This window comes from Nocardia sp. NPDC052254, assembly GCF_040679495.1.
Taxonomy (GTDB): Bacteria; Actinomycetota; Actinomycetes; order Mycobacteriales; family Mycobacteriaceae; genus Nocardia.
This window is the reverse complement of record NZ_JBFAUW010000006.1, coordinates 67,030-91,253: the sequence shown is the minus strand read 5'-3', so window position 1 is coordinate 91,253 and position 24,224 is coordinate 67,030. Positions and strand designations below refer to the sequence as shown.

21 protein-coding genes are annotated in these 24,224 nt (G+C 67.0%); 13 read left to right on the top strand and 8 right to left on the bottom strand.

The window, feature by feature from the left end; translation table 11 throughout:
* Nucleotides 1–84: 84 nt before the first annotated feature.
* The gene (locus tag AB0L57_RS17205; RefSeq protein ID WP_364962677.1) at nucleotides 85–1,092 is read left to right on the top strand and encodes a LysR family transcriptional regulator; all 1,008 of its coding nucleotides are present in this window, start codon (nucleotides 85–87) and stop codon (nucleotides 1,090–1,092) included.
* Here AB0L57_RS17205 and AB0L57_RS17200 read toward each other — a convergent pair.
* Complete coding sequence (locus tag AB0L57_RS17200) at nucleotides 980–1,873, bottom strand: LysR family transcriptional regulator (RefSeq protein WP_364962674.1); 894 nt, start codon at nucleotides 1,871–1,873, stop codon at nucleotides 980–982. The two genes, AB0L57_RS17205 and AB0L57_RS17200, sit on opposite strands and share 113 nt — an antisense overlap.
* Nucleotides 1,874–1,944: 71 nt before the next feature.
* Between AB0L57_RS17200 and AB0L57_RS17195 the strand changes: the two genes are divergently transcribed.
* The 4 genes from AB0L57_RS17195 (at nucleotide 1,945) to AB0L57_RS17180 (ending at nucleotide 5,393) form a co-directional block, all read left to right on the top strand.
* Nucleotides 1,945–3,303, top strand: a complete 1,359-nt coding sequence (locus AB0L57_RS17195; protein ID WP_364962672.1) for an FAD-binding oxidoreductase — start codon at nucleotides 1,945–1,947, stop codon at nucleotides 3,301–3,303.
* Nucleotides 3,304–3,374: 71 nt separating this feature from the next.
* Nucleotides 3,375–4,316, top strand: a complete 942-nt coding sequence (locus tag AB0L57_RS17190) for an SPFH domain-containing protein (RefSeq protein ID WP_364962669.1) — start codon at nucleotides 3,375–3,377, stop codon at nucleotides 4,314–4,316.
* Nucleotides 4,316–4,501, top strand: coding sequence for a hypothetical protein (locus AB0L57_RS17185; protein ID WP_364962667.1), 186 nt, complete (start codon nucleotides 4,316–4,318; stop codon nucleotides 4,499–4,501). Before AB0L57_RS17190 ends, AB0L57_RS17185 begins: the two co-directional genes overlap by 1 nt.
* A 103-nt stretch (nucleotides 4,502–4,604) precedes the next feature.
* Complete coding sequence (locus AB0L57_RS17180; RefSeq protein ID WP_364962664.1) at nucleotides 4,605–5,393, top strand: hypothetical protein; 789 nt, start codon at nucleotides 4,605–4,607, stop codon at nucleotides 5,391–5,393.
* Here the strand turns inward: AB0L57_RS17180 and AB0L57_RS17175 are convergent.
* Nucleotides 5,368–6,249, bottom strand: coding sequence for a class I SAM-dependent methyltransferase (locus AB0L57_RS17175; RefSeq protein ID WP_364962661.1), 882 nt, complete (start codon nucleotides 6,247–6,249; stop codon nucleotides 5,368–5,370). The two genes, AB0L57_RS17180 and AB0L57_RS17175, sit on opposite strands and share 26 nt — an antisense overlap.
* 499 nt (nucleotides 6,250–6,748) lie before the next feature.
* Between AB0L57_RS17175 and rpsA the strand changes: the two genes are divergently transcribed.
* Both rpsA and AB0L57_RS17165 read left to right on the top strand, forming a co-directional pair.
* Nucleotides 6,749–8,221, top strand: a complete 1,473-nt coding sequence (gene rpsA / locus AB0L57_RS17170; protein ID WP_364962658.1) for a 30S ribosomal protein S1 — start codon at nucleotides 6,749–6,751, stop codon at nucleotides 8,219–8,221.
* Nucleotides 8,222–8,399: 178 nt separating this feature from the next.
* Nucleotides 8,400–9,929 (top strand): alkaline phosphatase family protein, encoded by a 1,530-nt coding sequence (locus AB0L57_RS17165; RefSeq protein ID WP_364962655.1) that lies wholly within the window; start codon nucleotides 8,400–8,402, stop codon nucleotides 9,927–9,929.
* A 60-nt stretch (nucleotides 9,930–9,989) separates the two neighbouring features.
* Here the strand turns inward: AB0L57_RS17165 and AB0L57_RS17160 are convergent, their stop codons facing one another.
* Nucleotides 9,990–10,196, bottom strand: a complete 207-nt coding sequence (locus AB0L57_RS17160) for a hypothetical protein (RefSeq protein ID WP_364962653.1) — start codon at nucleotides 10,194–10,196, stop codon at nucleotides 9,990–9,992.
* A 293-nt stretch (nucleotides 10,197–10,489) separates the two neighbouring features.
* Between AB0L57_RS17160 and coaE the strand changes: the two genes are divergently transcribed.
* On the top strand, nucleotides 10,490–11,686 hold the full coding sequence (gene coaE, locus AB0L57_RS17155; RefSeq protein ID WP_364962651.1) for a dephospho-CoA kinase: 1,197 nt from the start codon (nucleotides 10,490–10,492) through the stop codon (nucleotides 11,684–11,686).
* A 25-nt stretch (nucleotides 11,687–11,711) separates the two neighbouring features.
* Here the strand turns inward: coaE and AB0L57_RS17150 are convergent, their stop codons facing one another.
* Nucleotides 11,712–12,236, bottom strand: a complete 525-nt coding sequence (locus AB0L57_RS17150; protein ID WP_364962648.1) for a DUF402 domain-containing protein — start codon at nucleotides 12,234–12,236, stop codon at nucleotides 11,712–11,714.
* Nucleotides 12,237–12,312: 76 nt separating this feature from the next.
* The gene (locus AB0L57_RS17145; RefSeq protein ID WP_364962645.1) at nucleotides 12,313–12,738 is read right to left on the bottom strand and encodes a hypothetical protein; all 426 of its coding nucleotides are present in this window, start codon (nucleotides 12,736–12,738) and stop codon (nucleotides 12,313–12,315) included.
* A 911-nt stretch (nucleotides 12,739–13,649) separates the two neighbouring features.
* Here AB0L57_RS17145 and uvrB point away from each other — a divergent pair.
* Complete coding sequence (gene uvrB, locus AB0L57_RS17140) at nucleotides 13,650–15,833, top strand: excinuclease ABC subunit UvrB (RefSeq protein WP_364962643.1); 2,184 nt, start codon at nucleotides 13,650–13,652, stop codon at nucleotides 15,831–15,833.
* Nucleotides 15,834–15,901: 68 nt separating this feature from the next.
* On the opposite strand, the gene AB0L57_RS17135 is transcribed toward uvrB, so the two are convergent.
* Nucleotides 15,902–16,372 (bottom strand): VOC family protein, encoded by a 471-nt coding sequence (locus tag AB0L57_RS17135; protein WP_364962641.1) that lies wholly within the window; start codon nucleotides 16,370–16,372, stop codon nucleotides 15,902–15,904.
* A 76-nt stretch (nucleotides 16,373–16,448) separates the two neighbouring features.
* Here AB0L57_RS17135 and AB0L57_RS17130 point away from each other — a divergent pair, with 76 nt between their 5' ends.
* The 3 genes from AB0L57_RS17130 to AB0L57_RS17120 all read left to right on the top strand — a co-directional run bounded on the left by AB0L57_RS17130 (nucleotide 16,449) and on the right by AB0L57_RS17120 (nucleotide 18,758).
* Nucleotides 16,449–17,354 carry an AraC family transcriptional regulator gene (locus tag AB0L57_RS17130; protein ID WP_364962639.1) on the top strand — a complete coding sequence of 302 codons (906 nt, stop codon included), beginning with the start codon at nucleotides 16,449–16,451 and terminating at the stop codon, nucleotides 17,352–17,354.
* Nucleotides 17,355–17,447: 93 nt separating this feature from the next.
* Nucleotides 17,448–17,864, top strand: a complete 417-nt coding sequence (locus AB0L57_RS17125) for a DoxX family membrane protein (RefSeq protein ID WP_364962637.1) — start codon at nucleotides 17,448–17,450, stop codon at nucleotides 17,862–17,864.
* Between the two features lie 441 nt (nucleotides 17,865–18,305).
* Nucleotides 18,306–18,758 carry a universal stress protein gene (locus tag AB0L57_RS17120; RefSeq protein WP_364962635.1) on the top strand — a complete coding sequence of 151 codons (453 nt, stop codon included), beginning with the start codon at nucleotides 18,306–18,308 and terminating at the stop codon, nucleotides 18,756–18,758.
* A 28-nt stretch (nucleotides 18,759–18,786) separates the two neighbouring features.
* Here AB0L57_RS17120 and AB0L57_RS17115 read toward each other — a convergent pair whose 3' ends face one another.
* Together AB0L57_RS17115 and AB0L57_RS17110 are read right to left on the bottom strand one after the other, a co-directional pair.
* Nucleotides 18,787–21,159, bottom strand: a complete 2,373-nt coding sequence (locus AB0L57_RS17115) for an ATP-binding domain-containing protein (RefSeq protein WP_364962633.1) — start codon at nucleotides 21,157–21,159, stop codon at nucleotides 18,787–18,789.
* A gap of 186 nt (nucleotides 21,160–21,345) precedes the next feature.
* On the bottom strand, nucleotides 21,346–22,683 hold the full coding sequence (locus tag AB0L57_RS17110) for a diguanylate cyclase (protein ID WP_364962630.1): 1,338 nt from the start codon (nucleotides 22,681–22,683) through the stop codon (nucleotides 21,346–21,348).
* 308 nt (nucleotides 22,684–22,991) lie between these two features.
* Here AB0L57_RS17110 and AB0L57_RS17105 point away from each other — a divergent pair, with 308 nt between their 5' ends.
* Nucleotides 22,992–24,185 carry a beta-ketoacyl synthase N-terminal-like domain-containing protein gene (locus tag AB0L57_RS17105; RefSeq protein WP_364962627.1) on the top strand — a complete coding sequence of 398 codons (1,194 nt, stop codon included), beginning with the start codon at nucleotides 22,992–22,994 and terminating at the stop codon, nucleotides 24,183–24,185.
* Nucleotides 24,186–24,224 lie beyond the last annotated feature (39 nt).

The following is a 24,224-nucleotide window of genomic DNA, read 5'->3' as shown; positions in this document are numbered from 1 at the left end:
TCCTCGGGTGGTGAAGGGGTACGAGATCGATCTTCGCCCGACCCGGGTGGCGGCGTCCAAGACCCTTCGCTATAACCATTGGTTATGGATGTGCACGGACGCGATCTGCGCTATTTCGTCGCCGTGGCCGACGAACTCAACTTCACCCGTGCCGCCGAAGCCCTGTTCATCTCCCAGCCGGCCCTGTCGAAACAGATTCGTGCACTGGAGCGTCAGCTGGGAGCGCCGCTGTTCGAGCGTGACGGTCGTTCGGTGCGCCTGACGCCGGTCGGGCAGTCGCTGCTGCCGCATGCCCGCCTGCTGCTGGCGGGCTGGGACACCGCCCGTGCCGAGTTGGAAGCCGCGAAAGCCGGTCAGCACGCGACGGTGACCATCGGTATCAGCACCAGTCCGGGGCGCGGGCTGCTCCCGGCGATCCGGACCCGGTTCGCGACCACCTTTCCCCAGGCGAAACCGGTACTGCGCCAAGCCGGCTGGTCGGATCCGACGGCAGGGCTGGCCGATGGCAGCGCCGATGTGGCCTTCGTCTGGTTGCCGTTGGCGGAGGTGGATCGCTACGAGTGGATCGTGGTGGCGCACGAACCGCGCATGGTGGCGCTACCGGAAAACCACAGGCTCGCCGCGAAGCCCGTGATCGAATTCGCCGACCTGCTCGACGAGCCGTTCCTGGCCCTGCCACGATCCGCGGGCCCGCTGCGCGACTACTGGCTGGCCGTGGACGCGCGCGGCGGCCGGGAACCGATCGTCGGTGCGGAGATCTCGAGCACCGAGGAGACCTACGAGGCTCTGCTGAACGGCGATGGTGTCGTTCTGCTGGCGGCCGGCAATGTGCCGCTGGTCGCGCATGACGGTGTCGTGGCCCGGGAGGTGGACGGTGTCGCCCCCAGTGACCTCGCGCTGGCCTGGCGGCGCGCGGACCGACGCCCATTGGTGCGTGGCTACGCCGACGCCTGCCGCCGGGTGATCGGCGCGGCGCCGGTCATCGGCCCAACGCGATCCGCAGCTGCCCCAGAACAACTTTCGCCGCCGGCGCCAATGGACGATCCACCCGCCACACGAGCGCCAGCTGCCCGACGAGATCGGGTTCGGTGATGTCGGCCAGGCGCACTCCGGCCGCGGCGGCCTGATCGGGTCCGAGGGCTGGGACGACGGCGATACCGAGACCACCCGCGGCCAGCTGGATGAGCAGCGGTGGCGCCGCCGCCTCGAAATCGACCCGCGGTTCGAATCCGGCTGCGGCACACGCGTGTTCGAGCACCCCGCGAATACCGGTACCCCGGGTCAGGCAGATCAGCGATCGTCCGCGCAGCTCCGTGAGTGCGATCCGGTCACCGAATTCGTCGTTCTCGCGTGCGACCGCGGCCTGCAGGCGGGTCTCGAAAACGATGTCCACGCCGAAACCGTCGTCGAGCGGGGCCCCGGTCAGCCCGACGAGAGCGATGTCGAGGTGCCCGTGCGCCACCGCCGCGAGCATGCGGTCGGTGGTGTCCTCGGTGAGGCTGATGCCGATCTGCGGATGATCATGGTGGAACGCCGACAGTACGGCGGCGACGTCGAATTCCTCGGTCGCTGCGCCGGAGATCAGGCCCACCCGGACCTGACCGCGCAACAGTCCGCTGAACTCGTCGACGGTGTGTGAAATCTGTTGTGCCGACGCCAGTGCGGCCCGTGCATGCGGCAGTACGGCCGCACCCGCGGCGGTGACGGTGACGGTGCGTCCCGAGCGATCGAGCAGTGGCTGGCCGAGTTCGCGTTCGAGTTGGCGGATCTGCGCGGACAGACCCGGTTGCGCCAGATGCAGGCGCTGCGCCGCCCGGGTGAAACCCGCCTCCTCGACCACGGTGACGAAATATCGCAACTGCCGAAGTTCCATAAGCATTTATTCTAGTGACCAGAAGAACTATCTGTTTTACTTCTGATTCTGGTGGCGGCAGAGTTCGAGATATGACGAATTCGACCTTCCCCAGCGAACTGCCCGAGGTCACCGGCCCGACCTTCCGGCCCGGTGACGATGGTTTCGACGCCGAGATCGCGGGTTTCCAGACCGCCTACCGCCATCGTCCCGATCTCGTGGTGGGTGCCGCCCATGCCGGAGATGTCCGCGCCGCGGTGGAATTCGCAGCGCGGCACGACCTCCCGATCGCGGTGCAGGCGACCGGGCACGGCCTGTCGGTCCCCGCCGATGGTGGTGTGCTGATCTCTACGCGCCGCATGACCGCGGTGCGCGTGGACACTCGGACGCGCACCGCGTGGGTGGGCGCCGGAGTGCGGGCCGAGGCCTTGATCGCGGCGGCGGTCGCGCACGGACTCGCCCCCTTGAACGGATCGTCCCCCTCGGTCGGGGTGGTGGGCTATCACCTGGGCGGCGGTCTCGGTATCCTGGCCCGCACCTTCGGCTATGCCGCCGACCGAGTCCGGGCGCTGGACCTGGTGACCGCCGACGGCCGCCTGCGCCGGCTCACGGCGGGCGACGAATTGTTCGGCGCCGCACTGGGTTCGGTTGGCAACTTCGGAATCGTGACCGCGATGGAGCTCGAGCTCGTCCCGGTGACCGAGGTCTTCGGCGGTTCGCTGACCTTCGGCACCGCCCTGGTGGAACCGGTGCTGGAGGCCTGGCGGCAATGGACCGCCGAGGTGCCCGAGGAGATGACCTCGGCGATCACGATGATGACGATGCCCGATGTGGCGCCGATTCCGGAACCGCTGCGCGGGCGCTACCTCGCGACCGTCGCCATCGCGTTCACCGGTCCGGAGGCCGAAGGGCAGCGACTGGTCGAGCCACTGCGCGAGGTCGGCCCCCGGCTCGCCGACAATCTCCGGACCATGCCGTATTCCGAAACCGACGGAATCTACAGCGACCCCCCGTTTCCGCATGCCTACACCGCGACCAATGCGCTGCTGTCGGATCTCACCGCCGACGCCGCCGCGGCCTTCCTGGATGTCACCGGACCCGATGCGCCGATGCCCGCGGTCGCCGGATTCCGGCATCTCGGCGGCGCGCTGCGTCGGCCGGGCCCCGCCGCGATCGCCATGGATCACCGCACGGCCGAGTACAACGCCCGGATCATCACCATGCCCGCCGCCGACACCGACCCACGCGCCTACCACGATCTGGTCGCGAAGACGTTGGCGCCGTGGACGATCGGGCACAACCTGAACTTTCTCTACGGTGCGGGGGACTGGGCCGGTGAGGCGCAGACCCGAGCCGGGTACGCGCCGTCGACCTATGCCCGCCTGCGGGCGCTCAAATCCGCGTACGACCCCGCCAATCTGTTCCGGTTCAACCGCAATATCCGGCCCTGACCAGCGGTACTGGACTCGGGGAATATCTTCGCGCTATCGTAGTGATATCACTTAGATATTGGGAGGATGTCATGACGCTGCGTCCCGCGTTCCGTCTGAACGGGTTCGTGATGCTGCTGGTGTTGTTCGTGGTGGGTGCCGCCGGATTGTTCGGCGGCATCGCCGCCTCGGCCGCGGCGAATTCCGGTGGCGGTGTCGGCTCGGCCGTCGGTGCCGGCGCCGGATATGTGATCGCGGCGCTGGCGGTGGTCCTGCTGACCGGACTCACCACGGTGAGCCCGAACGAGGCCAAGGTGCTCCAGTTCTTCGGCCGTTATATCGGCTCGGTGAGCGAGGCCGGCTTCTTCTGGGTCGTCCCGTTGACGGCCAAGCGTCGAATCTCGCTGCGGGTGAGCAACTTCGAGACCCAGAAGCTGAAGGTCAACGACTTCGACGGCAATCCGGTCGAGATCGCCGCGGTGGTCGTCTACCACGTGGTCGACAGCTTCAAATCCGCCTTCTCCGTGGATGACTACGAGGAATACGTGCAGACCCAGTCCGAGGCGGCGGTCCGGCACCTGGCCACCGTGCATCCCTACGACGCCGCGCCCGATGCCGCACCGGCGGTCGCCTCGGTGGTGGATCGAACCGCCTCCGGCCCCGACGTCGCGGCCCCTGCCAGTCTGCGCAACGGCACCGAGGTCGCCGAGGAGCTCACCGCGGAACTGCGTGAACGGACCGCGCTCGCCGGTGTGGAGATCCTCGAGGCCCGCATCACGCACCTGGCCTACGCGCCGGAGATCGCGCAATCGATGCTGGTCCGGCAGCAGGCGGCGCAGGTGGTGGCGGCGCGCAGCCGGATCGTCGAGGGCGCGGTCGGCATGGTCGGCATGGCATTGCAGCGGCTGACCGAGGAAGGCATGGTCGAACTCGACGAGGAGCGCCGGGCATCGATGGTGTCCAACCTGCTCGTGGTGCTCTGTGGTGACCGCTCGGCACAACCCGTCGTCAACACCGGAACCCTCTACTCCTGATGGTCAAGCGCGAGCCGAAGAAGGTGCTCGTACGGCTCGATCCGGCCGTCCACGAGGCAATCGCCAAGTGGGCGGCCGACGACCTGCGCAGCATCAACGCCCAGATCGAGTACGCGCTGCGGATGGCATTGGACCAGGTGGGGCGGGGTCCCCGCCGCAGCGGTGATACGACCGAACCGGAGTAAACCTGACATCCGGTCTGTCCGATATTTATTACTGCCTGATCACGCCTTGACTACAAAACGCCCCAGGAAGTGCGAAAAGGTCACAAATGGGTAGCTTGGTTGAGTGCCAATCGTGTTCGAAACCGGGGGACTGCAGCAGCTCGACCAGACCACGTGGGGTGATCCGGCCACCCGCGACATCATCACGCTGAGTTATATCGATCTGGAACCGGACTTACCCGCTGCCCTGTCCGACATCGACACGTTGCGCCGCCGTCTCACCGAACTGCAGTCCGAGTTCGGCTGCCTGATCGAAGCGCACGCCATCACCGTGGATTCGCAACCGGCCCTGCTCCGGCTGGAGAAGTTCCCGCTCGCCGACCAAGCGACCGGGCTCGGATTCACCGCCGGAATCGTGGTCCCGAAGGCGGGGTGCAGCGCGATTCTCAAGATCATGTGCCCGGAGACCGGCCGGTCCGGTGTCCGCGAGGCCGCGGTGGTCCCGAAGGTCGGATTCACCAACATGTTCCCGCCGCATCCGTACGCGCCCGAGATCAAGGGCAAACTGCCCTACAACGCGGCCGACGACGCGCGCTGGGATCCGCAGTTCCCGGATCATCCCCTGACCCGGGCGCGGCGCTGGATCACCCACATCAGCCGGACCGCGCGCGTCGATCCCCGGTTCGCGGCACTGCCGGCGTTCACCCGCCCGGCCGGGACCGCGGCGAGTGAGTCCACGGGCTCCGGGGCCGCCGGCGCCGCCGATGTCGAGGGCAAGCCCGCGACCGCGTCGAAACCGGACCCGGGCGAGACCACCCCGATTCCGGCGCAGCCGCCGGCCTCCGACGGCAAACCGACGGCGCCCCCGTTGCCGCGGGCCGCGCGGGCTAACGCGGCGTCGGCTTCTCGGTGACGAATATCGCCGTACCCGGGAAGATCTCGCCGCGCAGCGGACTCCACTGACCCCATTCCCGCTCCAGCCATTCCGGCCACTCGGGCTCGACGATGTCGAGCAGGGTCAGCCCCGCGCCGACGATGTCGCGGACCCGGTCGCCGATGGTGCGGTGATGCTCGACGTAGATCGGGTCCTCGTGGGAGTCGACCTCGACATACGGCGTGCGGTCGAAGTACGGAATCGTGGCGCGCAGTCCGTCCGGTCCCGGGTCGTCGGGAAAGATCCAGCGCATCGGGTGATTGACCGAGAACACCCAGCGGCCGCCGGGACGCAGCACTCGCGCCACCTCGCGCATCACCTGTGCGGCATCGGCGACGAACGGGATCGCGCCGAAGGACGAGCAGGCCAGATCGAACGATTCCGCCGCGAACGGCAGCGCCTCGGCACCGGCCTGCACCAGCGGCACCTGCGGTCCGCCGCGTGCCATGGCCGCACGTCCGCGATCGAGCATGCCGCGGGACAGATCCAGGCCGACCGGCTCGGCGCCCTGGGCGGCGAGCCATCGCGAACAGGGGGCCGACCCGCAGCCGACCTCGAGGATCCGGCGTCCCGCCACCTCGCCGAGCAGATGCCAGTCGCCCTCGTGCAGGCCCTCGGGACACCACACGAATTCACCGGCGTCCGAATCGACGCCGAGGAACTCGGCGTGCGTGTCGTGATACTGGTCGGCGTCGGCATCCCACCAGCGCCGATTGGCGCGCTGGCTGGCGGCCGGGCCGACCGCCGCCCGGGCCACCCCCGCGGTGCCGAGCACCGCGTTGGCCTGGGCGTGGCGTTCGTCGCCGGCCGGTGCCGGATACTGGTCGTCGGACATGGATCGCAGCGTAGGACACCGATCGGCACGGCTCGCGCCGGCGCCATGATTGGTTTCGGCCGTGACGGGTACCACACTGTGCGGGAACGCAGTTCGGTGCCGGAACCGGTCGCTGTGCGCGGGGGTGGGTACCCGTTTGCTTGGTGTAACTCGCGTCGCGTACCCTGTTTTTCGCGAGTGTCTTCGGCATTTGTGTAACCGCTGTCGGTACTGTAGCGCTCGGTACCGCGGATCCGGTGGTGCTAGTCGGCCATTGGTATTGCGAGGCGTCGGCATTGTGGGGTTTCGCGGCAGCACGGGTTACCGAGTTCGGAAGTCGCCCGCGGGCTGTGTTGCACAGCCGGTGCTGTGGGTTTCTGCAGTGAGTACAGCGTTGTGCCGTTTCGCAGCGATGTGCTGTGCGCGGCTGTCAACGTAGTTCCACCGCTGTGACCTCACAGCACAACCGAGAGTTCCAATGTCCACTACCGACCACAATCCGTCCGGAGCAACCCAACATATGCCCACCACCGTCACCTCGCCGCAGGTAGCCGTCAACGACATCGGCTCCGCCGAGGACTTCCTCGCCGCCATCGACAAGACGATCAAGTACTTCAACGACGGAGATATCGTCGAAGGCACCATCGTCAAGGTCGATCGCGACGAGGTCCTGCTCGACATCGGTTACAAGACCGAAGGCGTCATCCCTTCCCGTGAGCTGTCCATCAAACACGATGTCGACCCCAATGAGGTCGTTTCCGTGGGTGATGAGGTCGAGGCCCTCGTTCTCACCAAGGAGGACAAGGAAGGCCGCCTGATCCTGTCGAAGAAGCGCGCGCAGTACGAGCGGGCGTGGGGCACGATCGAGGAGCTCAAGGAGAAGGACGAGGCCGTCAAGGGCACCGTCATCGAGGTCGTCAAGGGTGGTCTGATCCTGGACATCGGCCTGCGCGGCTTCCTGCCGGCGTCGCTGGTCGAGATGCGCCGGGTCCGCGATCTGCAGCCGTACGTCGGCAAGGAGATCGAGGCCAAGATCATCGAGCTGGACAAGAACCGCAACAACGTGGTTCTGTCGCGTCGCGCCTGGCTGGAGCAGACCCAGTCGGAGGTCCGCAGCGAGTTCCTGCACCAGCTGCAGAAGGGCCAGGTCCGCAAGGGCGTCGTGTCCTCGATCGTCAACTTCGGTGCGTTCGTCGATCTCGGCGGCGTCGACGGTCTGGTGCACGTCTCCGAGCTGTCCTGGAAGCACATCGACCACCCGTCCGAGGTTGTCGAGGTCGGCATGGAGGTCACCGTCGAGGTGCTCGACGTGGACCTGGACCGCGAGCGGGTTTCGCTGTCGCTCAAGGCGACTCAGGAAGACCCGTGGCGTCAGTTCGCCCGGACCCACGCCATCGGCCAGATCGTGCCCGGCAAGGTCACCAAGCTGGTTCCGTTCGGTGCGTTCGTGCGCGTCGAAGAGGGCATCGAGGGCCTGGTGCACATCTCCGAGCTGGCCGAGCGCCACGTGGAGGTTCCGGACCAGGTTGTCGCCGTCGGCGACGACGCGATGGTCAAGGTCATCGACATCGACCTGGAGCGTCGCCGGATCTCGCTGTCGCTGAAGCAGGCCAACGAGGACTACCACGCCGAGTTCGACCCGTCGAAGTACGGCATGGCCGACAGCTACGACGAACAGGGCAACTACATCTTCCCCGAGGGCTTCGATCCCGAGACCAACGAATGGCTCGAGGGCTCGGACAAGGTCCGCGAAGAGTGGGAAGGCCGTTACGCTGAGGCCGAGCGTCGCCACAAGATGCACACCGCTCAGATGGAGAAGATGGCGGCCGACGCCGCCGCCGAGGCCGCCAATGGCGGTGCCTCGGGCAACTACTCCTCCGAGAGTGGCGCGCAGACCTCGTCGGCCGGCGCCACCGAGTCCACCGGTGGTGGTTCGCTCGCCAGCGATGCACAGCTTGCCGCACTGCGCGAGAAGCTTTCCGGCAACGCGTAATCCGCACAGCTGAACGAGGGCCCCGGTTCATGGAACCGGGGCCCTCGTTGTGTGATGATGATCGCGTCGGATGGCGGTTGGCCCGGGCGCAACCGAACCGTCACCACCGGTCCACTATTGTCGGCCAGGATCGTGGAACTGTCCTTTTTCACACTAGGCGGAAGGTCTCGACTTCGGCATGGGTCTGTTCGACGGCATCAAGAGGCGTGATTTCCTGACGAAGGCCATGGCGGCGGGCGGTGCCGGTGCACTGGCGTCCTGGGCGAATCCGATCATCGAGCGGGCCCACGCGGCCGACCCCGCGGGCATGGGTGGACTGGGCGACATCGAACACTTCGTCCTGCTGATGCAGGAGAACCGCTCATTCGACCACTACTTCGGAACCCTTTCCGGGGTACGAGGATTCGACGACGCGTCCGCGGCCTGGAAGCAGTACGGTTACGCACCCGGCACCGGCCCCACCGCCGACGGCTACCTGGTCCCGTTCCGGCTCGACACCACCCGCGGCGCGACGCTGGACGGTGAATGCATCAACGACCCCGACCACACCTGGCACGGTATGCACGAGGCATGGAACGGCGGGCGCAACGATCGCTGGATGCCGATGTCGATCGCCAGCGTGGGAGCTGCCAACGGCCCGGCCGCCATGGGCTATTACACCCGCGCCGACATCCCGGTCCACCACGATCTCGCCGATGCGTTCACCCTGTGCGACCACTACCACTGTTCGGTGCTCGGCCCCACCGACCCGAACCGTCTGTACTGGGTGTCGGCGACCATCGATCCCGATGGCCTCGCGGGCGGCCCACTGGTCGAGACCCCGACGCTGATCCCGCAGAACGCCTACAACTGGCGTACCTACCCGGAGAATCTTTCCGATGCCGGCGTCAGCTGGAAGATCTACAACAACCGCGATATCGGACCGATCTCGTCGGTGATCCTGGACGGCATGATGGGCTGTTTCACCCAGGCCGCCGACCCGAATTCCGAACTGGCACGCCGGGGTAAGGCGCCGGTGTATCCGCAGGATTTCGCGGCCGATGTGGCCGCCGACCGGTTGCCCGCGGTGTCGTGGGTGATCCCGCCGTTGTTCAACTGCGAACACCCCGCTCTGCCGCCCGCGCTGGGTGCGGTCGGAATCATGCAGGTGCTCGACATTCTGACCTCCAACCCCCGGGTATGGGAGAAGACCGCGCTGATCGTCAGTTACGACGAGAACGGCGGATTCTTCGATCACGTCACCCCGCCGACCCCGCCCCCGGGAACACCGGGGGAATACCTCACCGTGGATCTGAACCGGGTGTCGGCGGCGAAGGGAATCGCGGGCCCGATCGGATTGGGTTATCGCGTGCCGTGTTTCGTGATCTCGCCGTATTCGAGGGGTGGCCTGGTGGCCTCCGAGACCTTCGACCACACATCCCAATTGCGTTTGCTGGAGCGGCGCTTCGGTGTCGACGTGCCGAATCTGACCGCTTGGCGCCGCAGCGTCACCGGCGATATGAGCTCGGCCTTCGATTTCGCGTCCGCACCCGACTCGGTACCGCCCCGGATCACCGATCCGAAACCGAAATCCGATGCGGCATTGGCGCAGTGTGGTCCGAATATCGCGCTGGGCACCGCCGGGTCCGGAATTCCTTATCCGGTGCCGCCCAATGCCATGCCGACTCAGGAACCCGGCACCCGGCGCCACCCGAGCGGACCGGCCTGAGAGAGGTGACCGGCTTGCCTGCCGGTCGAGGTCCCGCGTGTCGGGCGCCGCGCGGTGCCGTCAGCTCGCGGTGGCGGGGATCCAGCGAGTCATGCCGCCGCGGTTGCGCATCGCGGCGAAGCTGTGCCGTGCTGGACTGAGCAGAGCGGTGAACCAGGAACGGCGATGTTCGGCCAATGCCGCGGCAACGGCGGGAATTCGAATGCAGTGCACGGTGCCTGCAGAACCCAGCCGGTGGCGACCCGACTGGATGATTGTGGTGCGCAATGATGTTCCTTCGTTAGCTCGGATGGCCTGGATCGCCTGCGGCGAAACAGTATCGGAACAAAAGTGTGGGGTTGCGGATTTTGCGTGACTTCGGGCCCGGCGTGTCGGAAAGTTGCCGACTATTGGTCGGTATCAAGAGAAATACATTTCGAATTGATATCGCAGTCGTCACGGAATGAGAAATACGCCGCCGGGGAGGTGAGAACCATTCGCATTCGGGGTAATCCGCTCGATCGACCGGACTCGGCGGGGTGCGGATGCGACCGTCCACCGGCGGATGCGAGACTGGGGAAATGTTGCGTATCGGTCTCACCGGAGGCATGGGAGCGGGCAAGTCGACGGTGGCACGGCTGCTGGTGGATCACGGGGCGGTGTTGGTGGACAGTGACGCCATCGCGCGGGAGGTTGTCGAGCCCGGAACCGAAGGTCTCGCCGCACTGGCGGCGGCATTCGGATCGGGAATTCTCGCCGACGACGGCAGCCTGAATCGCCCGGCGCTGGCGGCGGTGGCATTCGCCGACGAGGAGTCACGGCAGACCCTCAATTCGATCACCCATCCGCTGGTCGGCCGGCGCACCACCGAACTGATCGCCGCCGCACCCGCCGACGCCGTTGTCGTGCAGGATGTTCCGCTACTGGTCGAGAACGGCCTGGGCGCCATGATGAATCTGGTCGTGGTCGTGATGGCCGACGAGGACCTCCGGGTACATCGGCTCGAACAATTCCGCGGAGTGAGCCGTGACGACGCACTGGCTCGCATCAAGGCACAGGCCGACGACGAACAGCGTCGCTCGGCCGCGGATGTGCTGCTGGACAACAACTCCGGCGCCGACGATCTCGCGCCGCAGGTACACGCGCTGTGGGAGCGGCGGTTGGTGCCCTTCGAGCAGAATCTGCGTACCCGGACACCGGCACCGCACACCGGCGCGGTGCAGCTGGTGGATCCGGATCCGGCCTGGGCGACGCAGGCGCAGCGCCTGATCGGGCGATTGTGGCTCGCCTGTGGGGGCGACGCGCGCGCGATCGATCACGTCGGTGCCACGGCGGTACCGGGGCTGCCCGCGCGCGATGTCATCGATATCCAGATCACCGTGGCCGATCTCGAGGTCGCCGACGGCCTACGGGATCGGCTGTCGGAGGCCGGGTTCCCACGCTGGGACCAGGTCACCGGCGACAGGCCGAAACCGACCCCGCAGGATTCCTCGGGAACCGACACGGCGCTGTGGGCGAAGCGGTTGCACGGCAACGCCGATCCGGGCCGGATCGCACAGGTTCACCTACGGGCCGAGGGTGCGCCGGGACAGCGGTTCGCGCTGGATTTCCGGGATTGGCTGCGCGCCGATGCGGCGGCGCGGGCGCAGTATCTGGAGATCCAGCGCCGTGGTGTGGCCGCGGCCGCGGGCTCGACCGGTACCGACGCGATCGAGAAGTATCTGGCGGTGCAGGAGCCCTGGTGCGACAGCGTCTACGAGCGGGTGCCGCGGGCCTGATTCACGCGATGCCGGCGCGGGGTCGTCACCGCCAGTCGATGGTGATGCCGAGTGAGCGCAGCCAGGCCTCGAAATCGTAACCATGCGAGGCGATTCCGTCGACCGCGACGGTGGCGGCCTCGATTGCCCGCTGCGCTTCGGGCAGCGTGAGGTAGCCGGCGGCATGCGCGGCGAGAAGTTCGTCCACGTCGAGCAGGAGGGCTTCTCGTCCACGACGGACCACGATGTCGAGGTAGTGGTCGACCGACGTCCAGGTGTGCGGACCGGACGGGCCGAAATCGCCGATGTCGAGGTAGTAGTCCTGATCCCGGGGATGGGTGGGGCGGAAGTGAATCACCGAGGCACGCAAGGACAATTCGGGGATCAGCCAGGACTCGAGGTAGTGGAACTCCGGATGGTCGGCGGTGCGAGCCATGTAGAGCCCCCACGGCTCGACGTGGAAGGTCTCCACCGGTCGCACGAAACCCTTGGGGTCGGTATTGGTCGATTCGGCGAGATCGAAGAATTCGACTTTCGGTCGATGGAGATCGACCGCGTGCCCCTGCGTCATGGTCCGAATGTACCGTCGGTGGGTCGCACCGCGCCTCTCGCGCCGCATTCATCGCGGCGCGAGAGGACGCAGGGCGTCAGAGCCAGTGCAGGGTGATGCCCTGGGTGGACATCCAGCGCTCGAAGTTGTGATCGTGTGAGGCGATACCGTCGACGACCGCGGTGGCCTGCTCGAACGCGTGCTGTGCGATGTCGGCCGAGACGTGTCCGGCCGCGTGGGCGGCGAACAGTTCGTCGACGCCACGCAGTTCGGGAACATGCCCGTTGCGGGCGACCACGTCGATGTAGTGGTACTCCGCGCGCCAGCGCTTGGGTTCGATCCGGGCGAACTTGCCGATGTAGATGTGATAGATCGGATCCCGATCGTGCGCGGCGTTGACGTGGTGCATGGTCACCCGGATGGACGGGGTGGGCAGCAGCCAGGTCTCGGTGTAGCGATACGGCGGGGCATCGGCGGCGCGGACCAGATACAGCCCCCAGGGTTCCGCGTGATAACTGTCCACGGAATGGACGAAACCGCGGGCATCCGTTCTTGTGAGATCGGCGATATCGAAATATTCGACCTGCGGTCTGTGTGCATTGCTCGGCGGCTCCGGAGAGTGCCTTTTTCGGCCCGATGGAAATATGTGACTCGACGACATCAGATTGACTCCATTGGGCGCGACGGTGCGCAAACTCCGTGTGACACGTTCAGCGAGGAAACCGGCCATAGCGCTTGCCCTTCTCGACTCCGACCGGATCAGCGTACACCCGGGCAACCGTCGCGGGAGGGGTGAAAACGGCACGGATTCCGGCTGATTCGGCCGTGTCGTTCTCGGTGAGGCTCGCAGGTACGACGGACAATTCGGACAATATGGTCGCCCGGTCGCCGTGCTGCGACCGGTTGCCGGCGTGGTGCTCCCCGAGCGTCCCGGCAAACCTCGAGCCGGATGTCTCGGCGGTCCCGGCCGGCTTGCCGGAGCCGATGTCACACCGAATTGCCGAGGTATTCAGGTCGCGAGATATTCGTGCCGTCATCACCGAAAAGATATGTCGTCGTGCGAATTATTCGGAAAGTCCGAATATCTCCACGGAATCGCGCGCCGTCGGAACCGGGAATACCACGAGACCGTTGGGATGCGGGAAGTTTCGAACCGCTGGTGGGGCGCGTGCGCCGGCGGGGCTACGCCGGCGCACGCCGTCCGCCCCCGGACCGATGCCGCGCCGGGTTCGCCGCGCGGCGGGAGTGGCCGGGCATGCCTATTGCCGGGCGATTGCGGTACGCGGGGCGTTCCGGGCGCCGGGGGGTTGCCCAGGGACCACCGCGGCCGGTGGTGTCCGCACCGGGCCGTGCCTGCGACAGGGGCGCGGCCGCGCGCGTCGGCGGCGCTGCCGCGGCGGGAACTTGTCGGTACCGCCGCCTACCCTGGTGAGCATGGCTTTCGCAACGGAGATCCCCGCGGATTCGGACGCAGCCGGTGAGCAGCCGCTGGCGCATTCGGAGTTCCGGCCGATCGGGTCGATCGAGCGCTCCGAGGCGCGGTTCGAGGTGGTCAGCGAGTACGAGCCCGCGGGTGACCAGCCCACCGCGATCGCGGAGCTGGAACGGCGGCTGCGAGGCGGTGAGAAGGATGTCGTCCTGCTGGGCGCCACCGGTACCGGTAAGTCGGCGACCGCGGCGTGGCTGATCGAGAAGTTGCAGCGGCCCACACTGCTGATGGCGCCGAACAAGACGCTGGCCGCCCAGTTGGCCAACGAGCTGCGCGAGATGCTGCCGAACAACGCGGTGGAGTACTTCGTTTCCTATTACGACTACTACCAGCCCGAGGCCTACATCGCGCAGACCGACACCTATATCGAGAAGGACTCCTCGATCAACGACGATGTGGAGCGGTTGCGCCATTCGGCGACATCGAACCTGTTGTCGCGGCGTGACGTGGTGGTGGTCGCGTCGGTGTCGTGCATCTACGGTCTGGGTACACCCCAGTCCTATCTGGATCGCTCGGTCCAGCTCGAGGTCGGAACCGACGTCGATCGCGACCGGCTGCTGCGGCTGCTGGTCGATGTCCAGTACACCCGCAACGACATGTCCTTCACCCGCGGCTCCTTCCGGGTGCGTGGCGACACCGTCGAGATCATTCCCTCCTACGAGGAGCTCGCGGTTCGGATCGAATTCTTCGGTGACGAGATCGAGGCGCTGTACTACCTGCATCCGCTCACCGGTGATGTGGTGCGCCAGGTCGATTCGCTGCGAATCTTCCCGGCGACGCACTACGTGGCCGGACCCGAGCGGATGGAGCGGGCCGTCACCGATATCGAGGCCGAACTCGACGAGCGGCTGGCCGATCTGGAGCGGCAGGGCAAACTGCTCGAGGCGCAGCGGCTGCGTATGCGCACCCAGTACGACCTGGAGATGATCCGCCAGGTCGGCTTCTGCTCCGGTATCGAGAACTATTCGCGCCATATCGACGGCCGTCCGGCCGGATCGGCACCGGCGACGCTACTGGACTACTTCCCCGATGACTTCCTGCTGATCGTCGACGAGTCTCATGTGACCGTCCCGCAGATCGGCGGCATGTACGAAGGCGACATGTCGCGCAAGCGCAATCTCGTCGAATACGGCTTCCGGTTGCCCTCAGCCGTGGACAACCGCCCGCTCACCTGGGAGGAGTTCGCGGAACGCATCGGCCAGACGGTGTACATGTCGGCGACCCCCGGGCCGTACGAATTGGGCAGCACCGGTGGTGAATTCGTCGAGCAGGTGATTCGCCCGACCGGCCTGGTGGATCCGCATGTCGTGGTGAAACCGACCAAGGGCCAGATCGATGATCTGCTGCACGAGATCCGGACCCGCACCGAACGCGACGAGCGGGTGCTGGTCACCACGCTCACCAAGAAGATGGCCGAGGATCTCACCGACTATCTGCTCGGCCTGGGGGTTCGGGTCCGGTACCTGCACTCGGAGATCGACACCCTGCGCCGGGTGGAGCTGCTGCGCCAGCTGCGCCTGGGCGAATACGACGTGCTCGTCGGTATCAACCTGTTGCGCGAGGGCCTGGACCTGCCGGAGGTGTCGCTGGTGGCAATCCTCGACGCCGACAAGGAGGGTTTCCTGCGCAGCACCACCAGTCTCATCCAGACCATCGGCCGCGCCGCGCGCAACGTCTCCGGTGAGGTACACATGTACGCCGACAAGATCACCGATTCGATGCGCCAGGCCATCGAGGAGACCGAACGCCGCCGGGCCAAACAGGTCGCCTACAACGAGGCCAACGGCATCGATCCCACGCCCCTGCGCAAGAAGATCGCCGACATCCTCGACCAGGTCTATCGGGAAGCCGACGAGACCGAGATCGAGATCGGCGGGTCGGGCCGCAATGCCAGCCGTGGCCGGCGTGCGCAGGGTGAGCCCGGTCGCGCGGTGAGCGCGGGAGTCTACGAGGGCCGCGATATCGCGAACATGCCGCGCGCCGAACTGGCCGACCTGGTCTCCCAGCTCACCGACCAGATGATGAACGCCGCCCGGGAGTTGCAGTTCGAGCTGGCCGGGCGGCTGCGCGACGAGATCGCGGATCTGAAGAAGGAGCTGCGGGGGATGGATGCCGCCGGGTTGAAATGAGTCCGCGGACCAGGGATGTGCGCCGTTGCCCTCGCCCTCGCCGCCGCGGAGCATCGCCGCGGCCGGTCTCAGCCCTGGGACGCCATCCACTCGTCGACCCGGCGCTCGGCATCGTCTCGCGCGACGTCCTCGACCCGGGTCATGACCACCCAGCGGTGACCGAACGGATCCAGCACCAGACCGAAACGGTCACCGGTGACGAAGGTCTGCGGTTCCTCGGCACGTGCGGCCCCGTGCGCGGCCGCCCGGGCGACGACGGCGTCGACGTCCGGGCAGTAGTGCACAATGCTGGTGTGCACCCAGCCGGGTTCCGGTGCGCGTACCCCGTGGTCGGGAATCGGCATACCCATCTGGATCGTCGAATCACCGATCGCCAGCTCGGTGTGCGCGGGCTGACCGTCGGGAAGGTCGTTGCGGCTCAGCACCTTCGCGCCGAAGACCGCCGTGTAGAACTCGATGGCCTTGTTGCCGTCGGGGACGGCCAGGAAGCAATTGACGGAGTGATAGCCGTCGGGAATCGGATCGACATCGGTGCTCATGGGGACAACCCTCGGCGATCCCGGCCGCGAGATCTTGTAAGAACGCGACACGCATCGAGACGACAAGGGGCGAGCCGTGAGCGCTGCTGAGGGCGCGGCGGAAGCGGGTGTGCTGCGGCCGGTTCCGGTGCCACCACCGGAGGTGACCAAAGGAATTCTGCATCCGGGTGAACAGGAGCGTCATCGCCGGTTGGTACGCCTGGCGGCCGGACCGGACACCTCGGAGTTCGTGGAGTGGTACTGGGCGGTGTCCTGGGATCTGCGCGGCCGCGCGCCGTATCAGGCGCAGGTCCTGCCGTTTCCGTCGATCAATGTGACTTTCGAGCGCAGCGAGGCACGGACCGGGGGATTCGTCACCGGGGTGACCACCGGCAAGTTCGTGCGTGAACTGTCCGGGGAGGGGGAGACCTTCGCCGCGAAGTTCCGGCCCGGTGGGTTCGGAGCGTTCACCGGGATCGATGTCGGTTCCCTGCGCGACACGTCCGTGGCGCTGACCGAGGTGCTGCCGCAGTCCGCCGGGCTCACCGAGCGGGTGCTCAACGCCGCGTCGACAGCGGAGCGCCGCGACATCGTCGACGCCCATTTCGCCCGGGCATTGCGTGACCGCGCCCCGGACGACTCCTATCTGCTGGTGTCGCGAGTGATCGCCGCAATGGAATCCGATCCCGATCTGACCAGGGTCGACCAGGTCACCAATCGCTTCGGCATTCCGATCCGGACGCTGCAGCGCCTGTTCCGGCGCTATGTCGGCGCCGGTCCGAAATGGGTTCTGCGCCGGTATCGGCTGCAGGACGGTGCGCAGCTGCTGGCCCGGGGCGCCAGCGCCGACCTGGCGGCGCTGGCGCTCGAGCTCGGCTATTTCGATCAAGCCCATTTCAGCCGGGAATTCGCCCGGGAGATCGGAATGGCTCCCCTGGAATATGCGCGCGCGTCGGTACCGTCACAAGACGCCGTATCGCCGGAACAGTTTGCGGATCGCTGATCCGGTCCGGCACAGGAATATCCCGATCCACCGGTAGCGCAACGGCGTACTACCGGTCCGGCAGATTTCTGCCGGCCGACAGAGGAGTTGGCGATGAGTCTCGTGGTGCTGATCGGTCGCATTCTGTTCGTCATATTGTTCGCCAGTTCGGCGATCGGGCATCTGACCCAGGCCGACGCGATGGCGGACTACGTCCGTAGCAAGGGGCTTCCACTGCCCAAGGAGTCGGTGCTGGCCTCCGGAGTGGTGCTGTTGCTCGGGGCGTTGAGCGTTCTGCTCGGGGTGTGGGCCGATCTGGGATGCCTGTTGTTGTTCGTATTCCTACTTCCCACAGCATTTCTCATGCATCCGTTCTGGAAGGAATCCGACGCTCAGGCCAGGCAGGGGGAGATGGTGCATTTCAACAAGGATGTGGCATTGGCCGGTGCCGCGCTGATGCTGTTCGCCTTCTTCGCACATGTCGACGATCTCGGAGCGACAATCACCGGGCCGTTATTCCACCTCGGCTGAACGCGGTACCGGACCGCATTCCACTTTTCCGGTAATTGACGGGCATATCTGCCGGCGTGCGGGGAATCTGCCGCCGGGCACGTCCGCAATTGTGAGTTCTCACGAAAGCTCTCGGCGTCATCGGTGTATCCGGAAATGTGGCGTGGGTCATCGCAGAATGCTGTCGCTGTGATGAAAATCCCAGGGGCGCAAGCGGGTTCGTTGTTGCGACACCGATCGCACCCGGACCTGGCCGTCGGGGTGATCGTCGCTGGTGAGATGGGCCGCATGGGCATCCGCGCGGCTAATGTGCCCGGGCGGACGCCGAGGGGGCCGGTGTGATGTGTTGCGATTTAGGATGATTCCGGCCCGATAACGGTTATGGTCTAGCGCAGTTGCCCCGCGCGATTTCCGCCCGGAATTGCGTGCCGGCATCCGTCCACTCGTACATTTGGAGGAAAGATGACCGCCTACCGGTCCATTGTCGTCGGTACCGATGGCTCGGACTCGTCGTTTGTCGCTGTCGAGAAGGCTGCCGCATTGGCCGGCGACGCGGGCGCCACCCTGTACGTCGCGTGTGCTTACTACCCGACCGACGACCGGGACGTGGCCGCGGCGGCCGACGTTCTCAAGGACGAGGCATACCAGGTGCGAGGGTCGGCGCCGACCAACGAGATTCTGCGGGTCGCCCGTGACAAGGCCACCGCGGCCGGAGCGGCGAACATCGTCGAGCGCGCTGTCGTCGGCGAACCCGTCGAGTCGCTGCTGAATCTGGTCAAGGAGGTCGAGGCCGATCTGCTGGTCGTCGGTAACCGCGGGCTGAACACCCTGACCGGCCGGCTGCTCGGATCGGTACCGTCCGACGTCGCCCGCAAGTCGCGCAGCGACGTTCTCATCGTCCACACCGTGCGCTGAACCGCCCGGTGCCGCCTGCCCGAGGTCCTCAGCGCAGTGCGCCGAGGACCTCGGGCAGGGCACCGGTGTGTACCACCGACAATCGCTGGGTGGCACGGGTGAGGGCCACGTAGAGATCGTTGAGTCCGCGGGGTGATTCGTCGAGGATCGCCTGCGGCTCCACCAGTACGACCGCGTCGAACTCCAGGCCCTTCACCTCGGTCACCGTCAGCACCCGCACCGAATCGCCTGCCAGCGCGGCGAACTCCCCCACGATGGCGTGCGGCGCCAACACGGCCGTGATGCCCGGCCGCTGCGCCTCCGCCGTGACCAGATCCGTCACCGCTGTCAGCGATCCGCCCGCGGGAACCCGCAGGGCTCGTGGCGGACAGCCGGACTCGCGCACCGAGCGTGGGATGGTCGCGCCCGGATCGATCGCCGTCAGCACATCGGCGGCGATCGCCATGATCTCGGCGGGGGTGCGGTAGTTGACGGTGAGTTCCGTCAGTTTCCAGCGCTTGGCGACATACGGTTCCAGCATCCGCTGCCAGGACGAGGCGCCGGCGGGATCGCCGGTCTGTGCCACATCGCCGACCACCGTGATCCAGCGGTTGGGGATACGCCGCATCACCATGCGCCACGCCATCTCCGACAGCTCCTGCGCCTCGTCGATGATCACGTGGCCGTAAGTCCAGTTGCGGTCGCCCGCCGCGCGTTCGGCCGTGGTCTGGCGGTTGCGGACATTCTGGCGTTCGGCGAGCTGACCGGCATCGATCAGGTCGTAGGCCATCAGGATCTCCGGATCCAGATCGTCCTCGAGGTCCTGTGGGGCCGACCCGGTGAGGATGTCGAGTGCTTCCTGTGCCTCGGCCAGCTGGGCACGCCAGCGCCGCCGTGAGCGCTCCCGTTCCTCGGCGTCGTCGATGCCCAGCAGTTCGGCGAGCTCGTCGAGCAGCGGTGCGTCCGCCGCGGAGAACCCGGGGCCGGTGGCCGGATCGAGGGCCCGGAACAGTTCCTTGCGATCCTCGGCGCTGTACTTGTCCGCGGCGCGGGCCAGCCGATCGGGTTCGGCCCACAGCTCGGCCAGAACCTGCTGCGGGGTGAGGATCGGCCACAGCTGCGTGATCGCCTGCTGGATACCGGAATCGGCGCGCATCTCGTCGCGGATCTCGGTGAGGTCGGCTTGGCTCAGCAGATTGCGCGTGGCACCCGACGGTCGCCGTCCGGCGGCCGCATCGGCCTCGTCGACCGTGTCGGCGAACTGATCGCGGCCGATGATCTGTGCCAGCTGATCGGTGAGGGCGTCGACCACCGAGGCCGCGAATACCGGGCGGGCCAGGTTGTGCGCCCGTCGCGACGAGCGGGCACGGCCGCGGGCGCGGGTCACGATCTTGCGGTCCAGCGTCAGCTCGTAGCCGTCGAAATCGAGACGGATCGGATCGCGGGGCACCTCCTGCCGGTCGCGGACCGCCTTCTTCAAGATGTCGATCATGTCGAGGGCGCCCTTGAGCTCGCCGCCGCGCAGCGAATCCTCCAGCGTCGCTTGCACTCCCGGATACAGATTGCCGATCGTCGACAGCAGCACCCCGGTCTCGCCCAGGGACGGCAGCACCTGGCCGATGTAGTCGAGGAAGGTGGAGTTCGGGCCGATGATCAGCACGCCGGCCTTGTCGAGCTGCTGGCGATAGGTGTAGAGCAGGTACGCCGCGCGGTGCAGGGCCACCGCGGTCTTGCCGGTGCCCGGACCGCCCTGAACCACCAGCACGCTGCGATGCTCGGAGCGGATGATCGTGTCCTGCTCGCTCTGGATCGTCTCGACGATGTCGGTCATGTGCCCGGTGCGGGCGGCGTTCAGTGCCGTCAGCAGGGCACTCTCGCTGCCCACCCCGCCGTCGTCGGAATCGACCGCACCCGCGCGCCGGGCCGTGTCGAGGTCGAGGTATTCGTCGCTGATGCCGGTGACCGAGCGGTTGCGCGAGCGGATGTGGCGGCGGCGGGTCACCCCGTCGGGTGCCGCGGTGGTGGCGAGGTAGAACGGCCGGGCCAGCGGGGCGCGCCAGTCCAGGAGCAAGGTGGCGTAGTCGTCGTCCTCGTCGAGGATGCCCAGGCGCCCGATGTAGCGTTGCTCGCTCTCGCCGGCGTCGTCCTCGGTGGCCGCCAGATCGATCCGGCCGAAACACAGGCCGTTCTCCGCGGCGTCGTATTTGGCCAGGTCTTCCGAGTAGAGCTGGGTGAACGATTCGCGCTCGCTGCGTGCCTGCGGGGTGCCCCCGGTTTCCAGCAGCACCGTACGCAGCCGCCGCTGCGCGTACTCGCGCATACCGTCGAGCCGCTGATAGAGCTGGCCGAGGTAGGTCTGCTCGCGTTCCAGTTCGGCCGTGCGGTCGGCGGCCGTGCGGTCCTCGGAGAGGCGATCGGGCAAAACGGAACTCCTTGTCACCACTGGGCCGAACGGGCCGCACGCGAAGGGAACGGAATCGTCGAGTCTAGTTCGGCTTCGCCGGACTTGCCGTAGTCGCAGGTGAACGCGTCGCGAACACGGTGGTGAAATGTTGCACCACCGGGAGCGGATCGTGGAAACGATGGTCGAGACTCACCGGTGGTTCGCTCAGGAGGCGTGCGAGTCGTTCGGCCGCCGACCGAGATTGCCGTTGTCGGATGTGGCCGGTTTCGCACGGTACATCGCGAGGTCGGCGTCGTGCAGTACGGCTTCGGGGCTGCGTGAGTCGCCGGGATGTAGCGAGGTGACACCGATGGACGCCTCGACATGGATGCGGTGCCCGCGCGCGATGATCGGCTCGGCCATGGAGTGGCGCAGCCGGGCGATGAGCTTGTCGAGGTCCTCGGGCTGGGTGTGCCCGGACAGCAGGACGAGGAACTCGTCGCCGCCGATGCGCCCGACCACATCGTCGGTGCGCAGGCTGCGTTGCAGTCGCTGGGCCACGATCTGCAGGACCGTGTCACCGATCGCGTGGCCCAGGGTGTCGTTGATGGCCTTGAAACCGTCGAGGTCGATGAACAGCACATTCGACACCGGTGCCTGCTCGTCGACACCCAGAGCGGTGGCCAGCCGGGACAGTACGAGTGAGCGATTGGCCAGTCCGGTGAGCGGATCGTGGGTGGCCTGGTATTCCAATTGCCTACGGCTGGCACGGAATTCGGTGACGTCGTTGAACGAGGAGACCGCGGGGGAATCCGGCACGTCGGGATTGAGCAGCCGGCTCGATCCCGACAGCCAGCGCCGTTGTCCGTCCGGCCGGTCCACGCCGAAGACGTAGCGGGAGATGGTTTCGCCGGTGGCGAGGGTACGGGCCACCGGGTGGTGGGTGGGTGCCAGCGGCTGGGCATTGGAGTCCAGCAGCGACAGCGGCAGCGAATCGATGCGGCGGCCGACCAGATCGTCGCCCTCATGGCCGAAGATGCGCAGCGCCGCCGGATTGATCGATTCGATGCGGCCGTCGCGGTCGATGACGACCACACCTTCCTCGAGTTGCGACACCACCGCGGTGAAGTGCTGTTCGGCGCGGCGCTGGGCGGCCTCGGCGCGGCGAACGGCGGTGAGGTCGTGGATCACCACCTGATAGGCGAGCCGGTTCTGCCAGACGGTGAGCACCGATACCGTCTCGACGTCGACCGCCTGGCCGTCGCAGCGGATCAGCGTCATCTCCGCGGTCTCGGACGCGTCGCCGGAGCGATGCAACCGTGCGATGCGCTCGAGCATCGCGGGAAGATCGCGCTGTGCCACGAATTGCGCGACCGGATTTCCGACCACCTGGTCGGTTCCGGCGGCGTCGAGCAGCCGGACGATCGCCGGATTCGCGTAGACGACGATGCCGTCCTCGTGGACGACCAGACCGTCGGGACTGTGCTCGACCAGGGTGCGGTACCGCTGGGCGAGCAGTTCGGTATCGATGACGGCGTCGGGCCGGTCCTCACCTGCCTCCACCACATGTACCCCCTGATCATGGACTGTTCAGGTCGTTCGGCGCACGGGTTCATTCTGATCGTGCCGCATGACGCGACGCGGCGCTGCACGTATGGGTTCGGTCACAGTTCGAGTTCTGTATCGGGCCTGTGAGTGATCATGACAGGTTCCGGTCCATGCGTCGCGGGCGGACGGTACGCTAGCGGGTCGCGGAGCCGAGCCGACCGATTCATGGCCCGGTGCGGTGGCGTACGCAGCAGCCAGGCCGGGTGTAGGAGCGCCGAATGCCGAACACGACCCCGAGTTCCGGACAAGAATATCAAGATCGCATGCCGATCGCAGGTGTCGGTGTGGTGAGCGGTTACGGCTGGGGGCGCGAGACCCTGTGGCGCGGCCTGACCAGCGGTAAGGCGGCGGCGGGGTGGTATCGCGGGTACGGTCCCGGCCGCGACGAATGTGCGTGGGTGGCGCTGGTGCCCGAGGGCGGCGACGAATCCCTGGGGCCGAGCCGTTTCGCCCGGGCGTTCCAGGAGTCGGCCCGGGAGGCGATCGCCGATGCGACCGCGCGCGGCTGGCGTCCCGGCGGCACGGTCGGTGTGGTGCACGCGATCGTGCTCGGTGACGTGCGGGACTGGGAGGACTTCCACACCGTCGACGACGGCCGCCGCGGCAGCCGGGGGTATCTGCGGCTGCTGCCGTCGACGCCGATCTCGGTACTGATGCAGGAGTTCGGTTTCCACGGGCCGTCGATGAACGTGTCCGCGGCGTGCAGTTCGGCCAATGTCGCGCTCATCACCGCGCAGATGTGGCTCGATCAGGGGTTCGCCGACGATGTGGTGTGCGTGACCACCGATCTGTCCGCGAGCCCGGACATGGTCCACCATTTCGTGCAGATGGGCGCGGCCGTGGGGGACACCGAACCGCTGGACGCGTGCCGGCCGTTCCAGGCGGGCAGTCGCGGCTTCAGCTTCGGCGAGGCGGCGGTGGCGTTCGTGGTCTCGCGCTCGGTCGAGCGGCCGTACTGCGCCATGTTCGGCGGGGCGATGACCAATGACGCTCATCACGTCGTCTCCGTGGATCCGGGTCTGCGGCAGATAATGGAGTGCACCCGGCGAGCGCTCGATCGCTCGGGTGTGGCCCCCGAGGACGTGTCGTACTACAACGCGCACGGTTCCGGGACCCAGCAGTGCGATGTCGCCGAGCGGACGCTGCTCACCGAACTGTTCGACGATCGGCCGCTGATCCATTCGATCAAGCCGCTGACCGGGCACTGTATGGGCGCCGCGGCGGGAATCGAGATCGTGGCCTCGGCGCTGGCATACGACCGCGGCACGATCGCGGCGCCGCCGATCGTGGCCGAGGCCCATCCGCGGCTGCTCGACGGTGTCGGCCCGTTCGAGGGCGGGTACACGGTCAAGACCTCGCTCGGGATGGGCGGGCACAACTCCGTGGTGGTGCTCGGCCCGGCCGGTCCGCCGGCGCCCGGCTCGGCGCGTGTCGAACTTGTCGGTGGGTGTGCTTAGCATGGCGGCTGGGGGAGTTCTGGACGCCGAATTTCGATG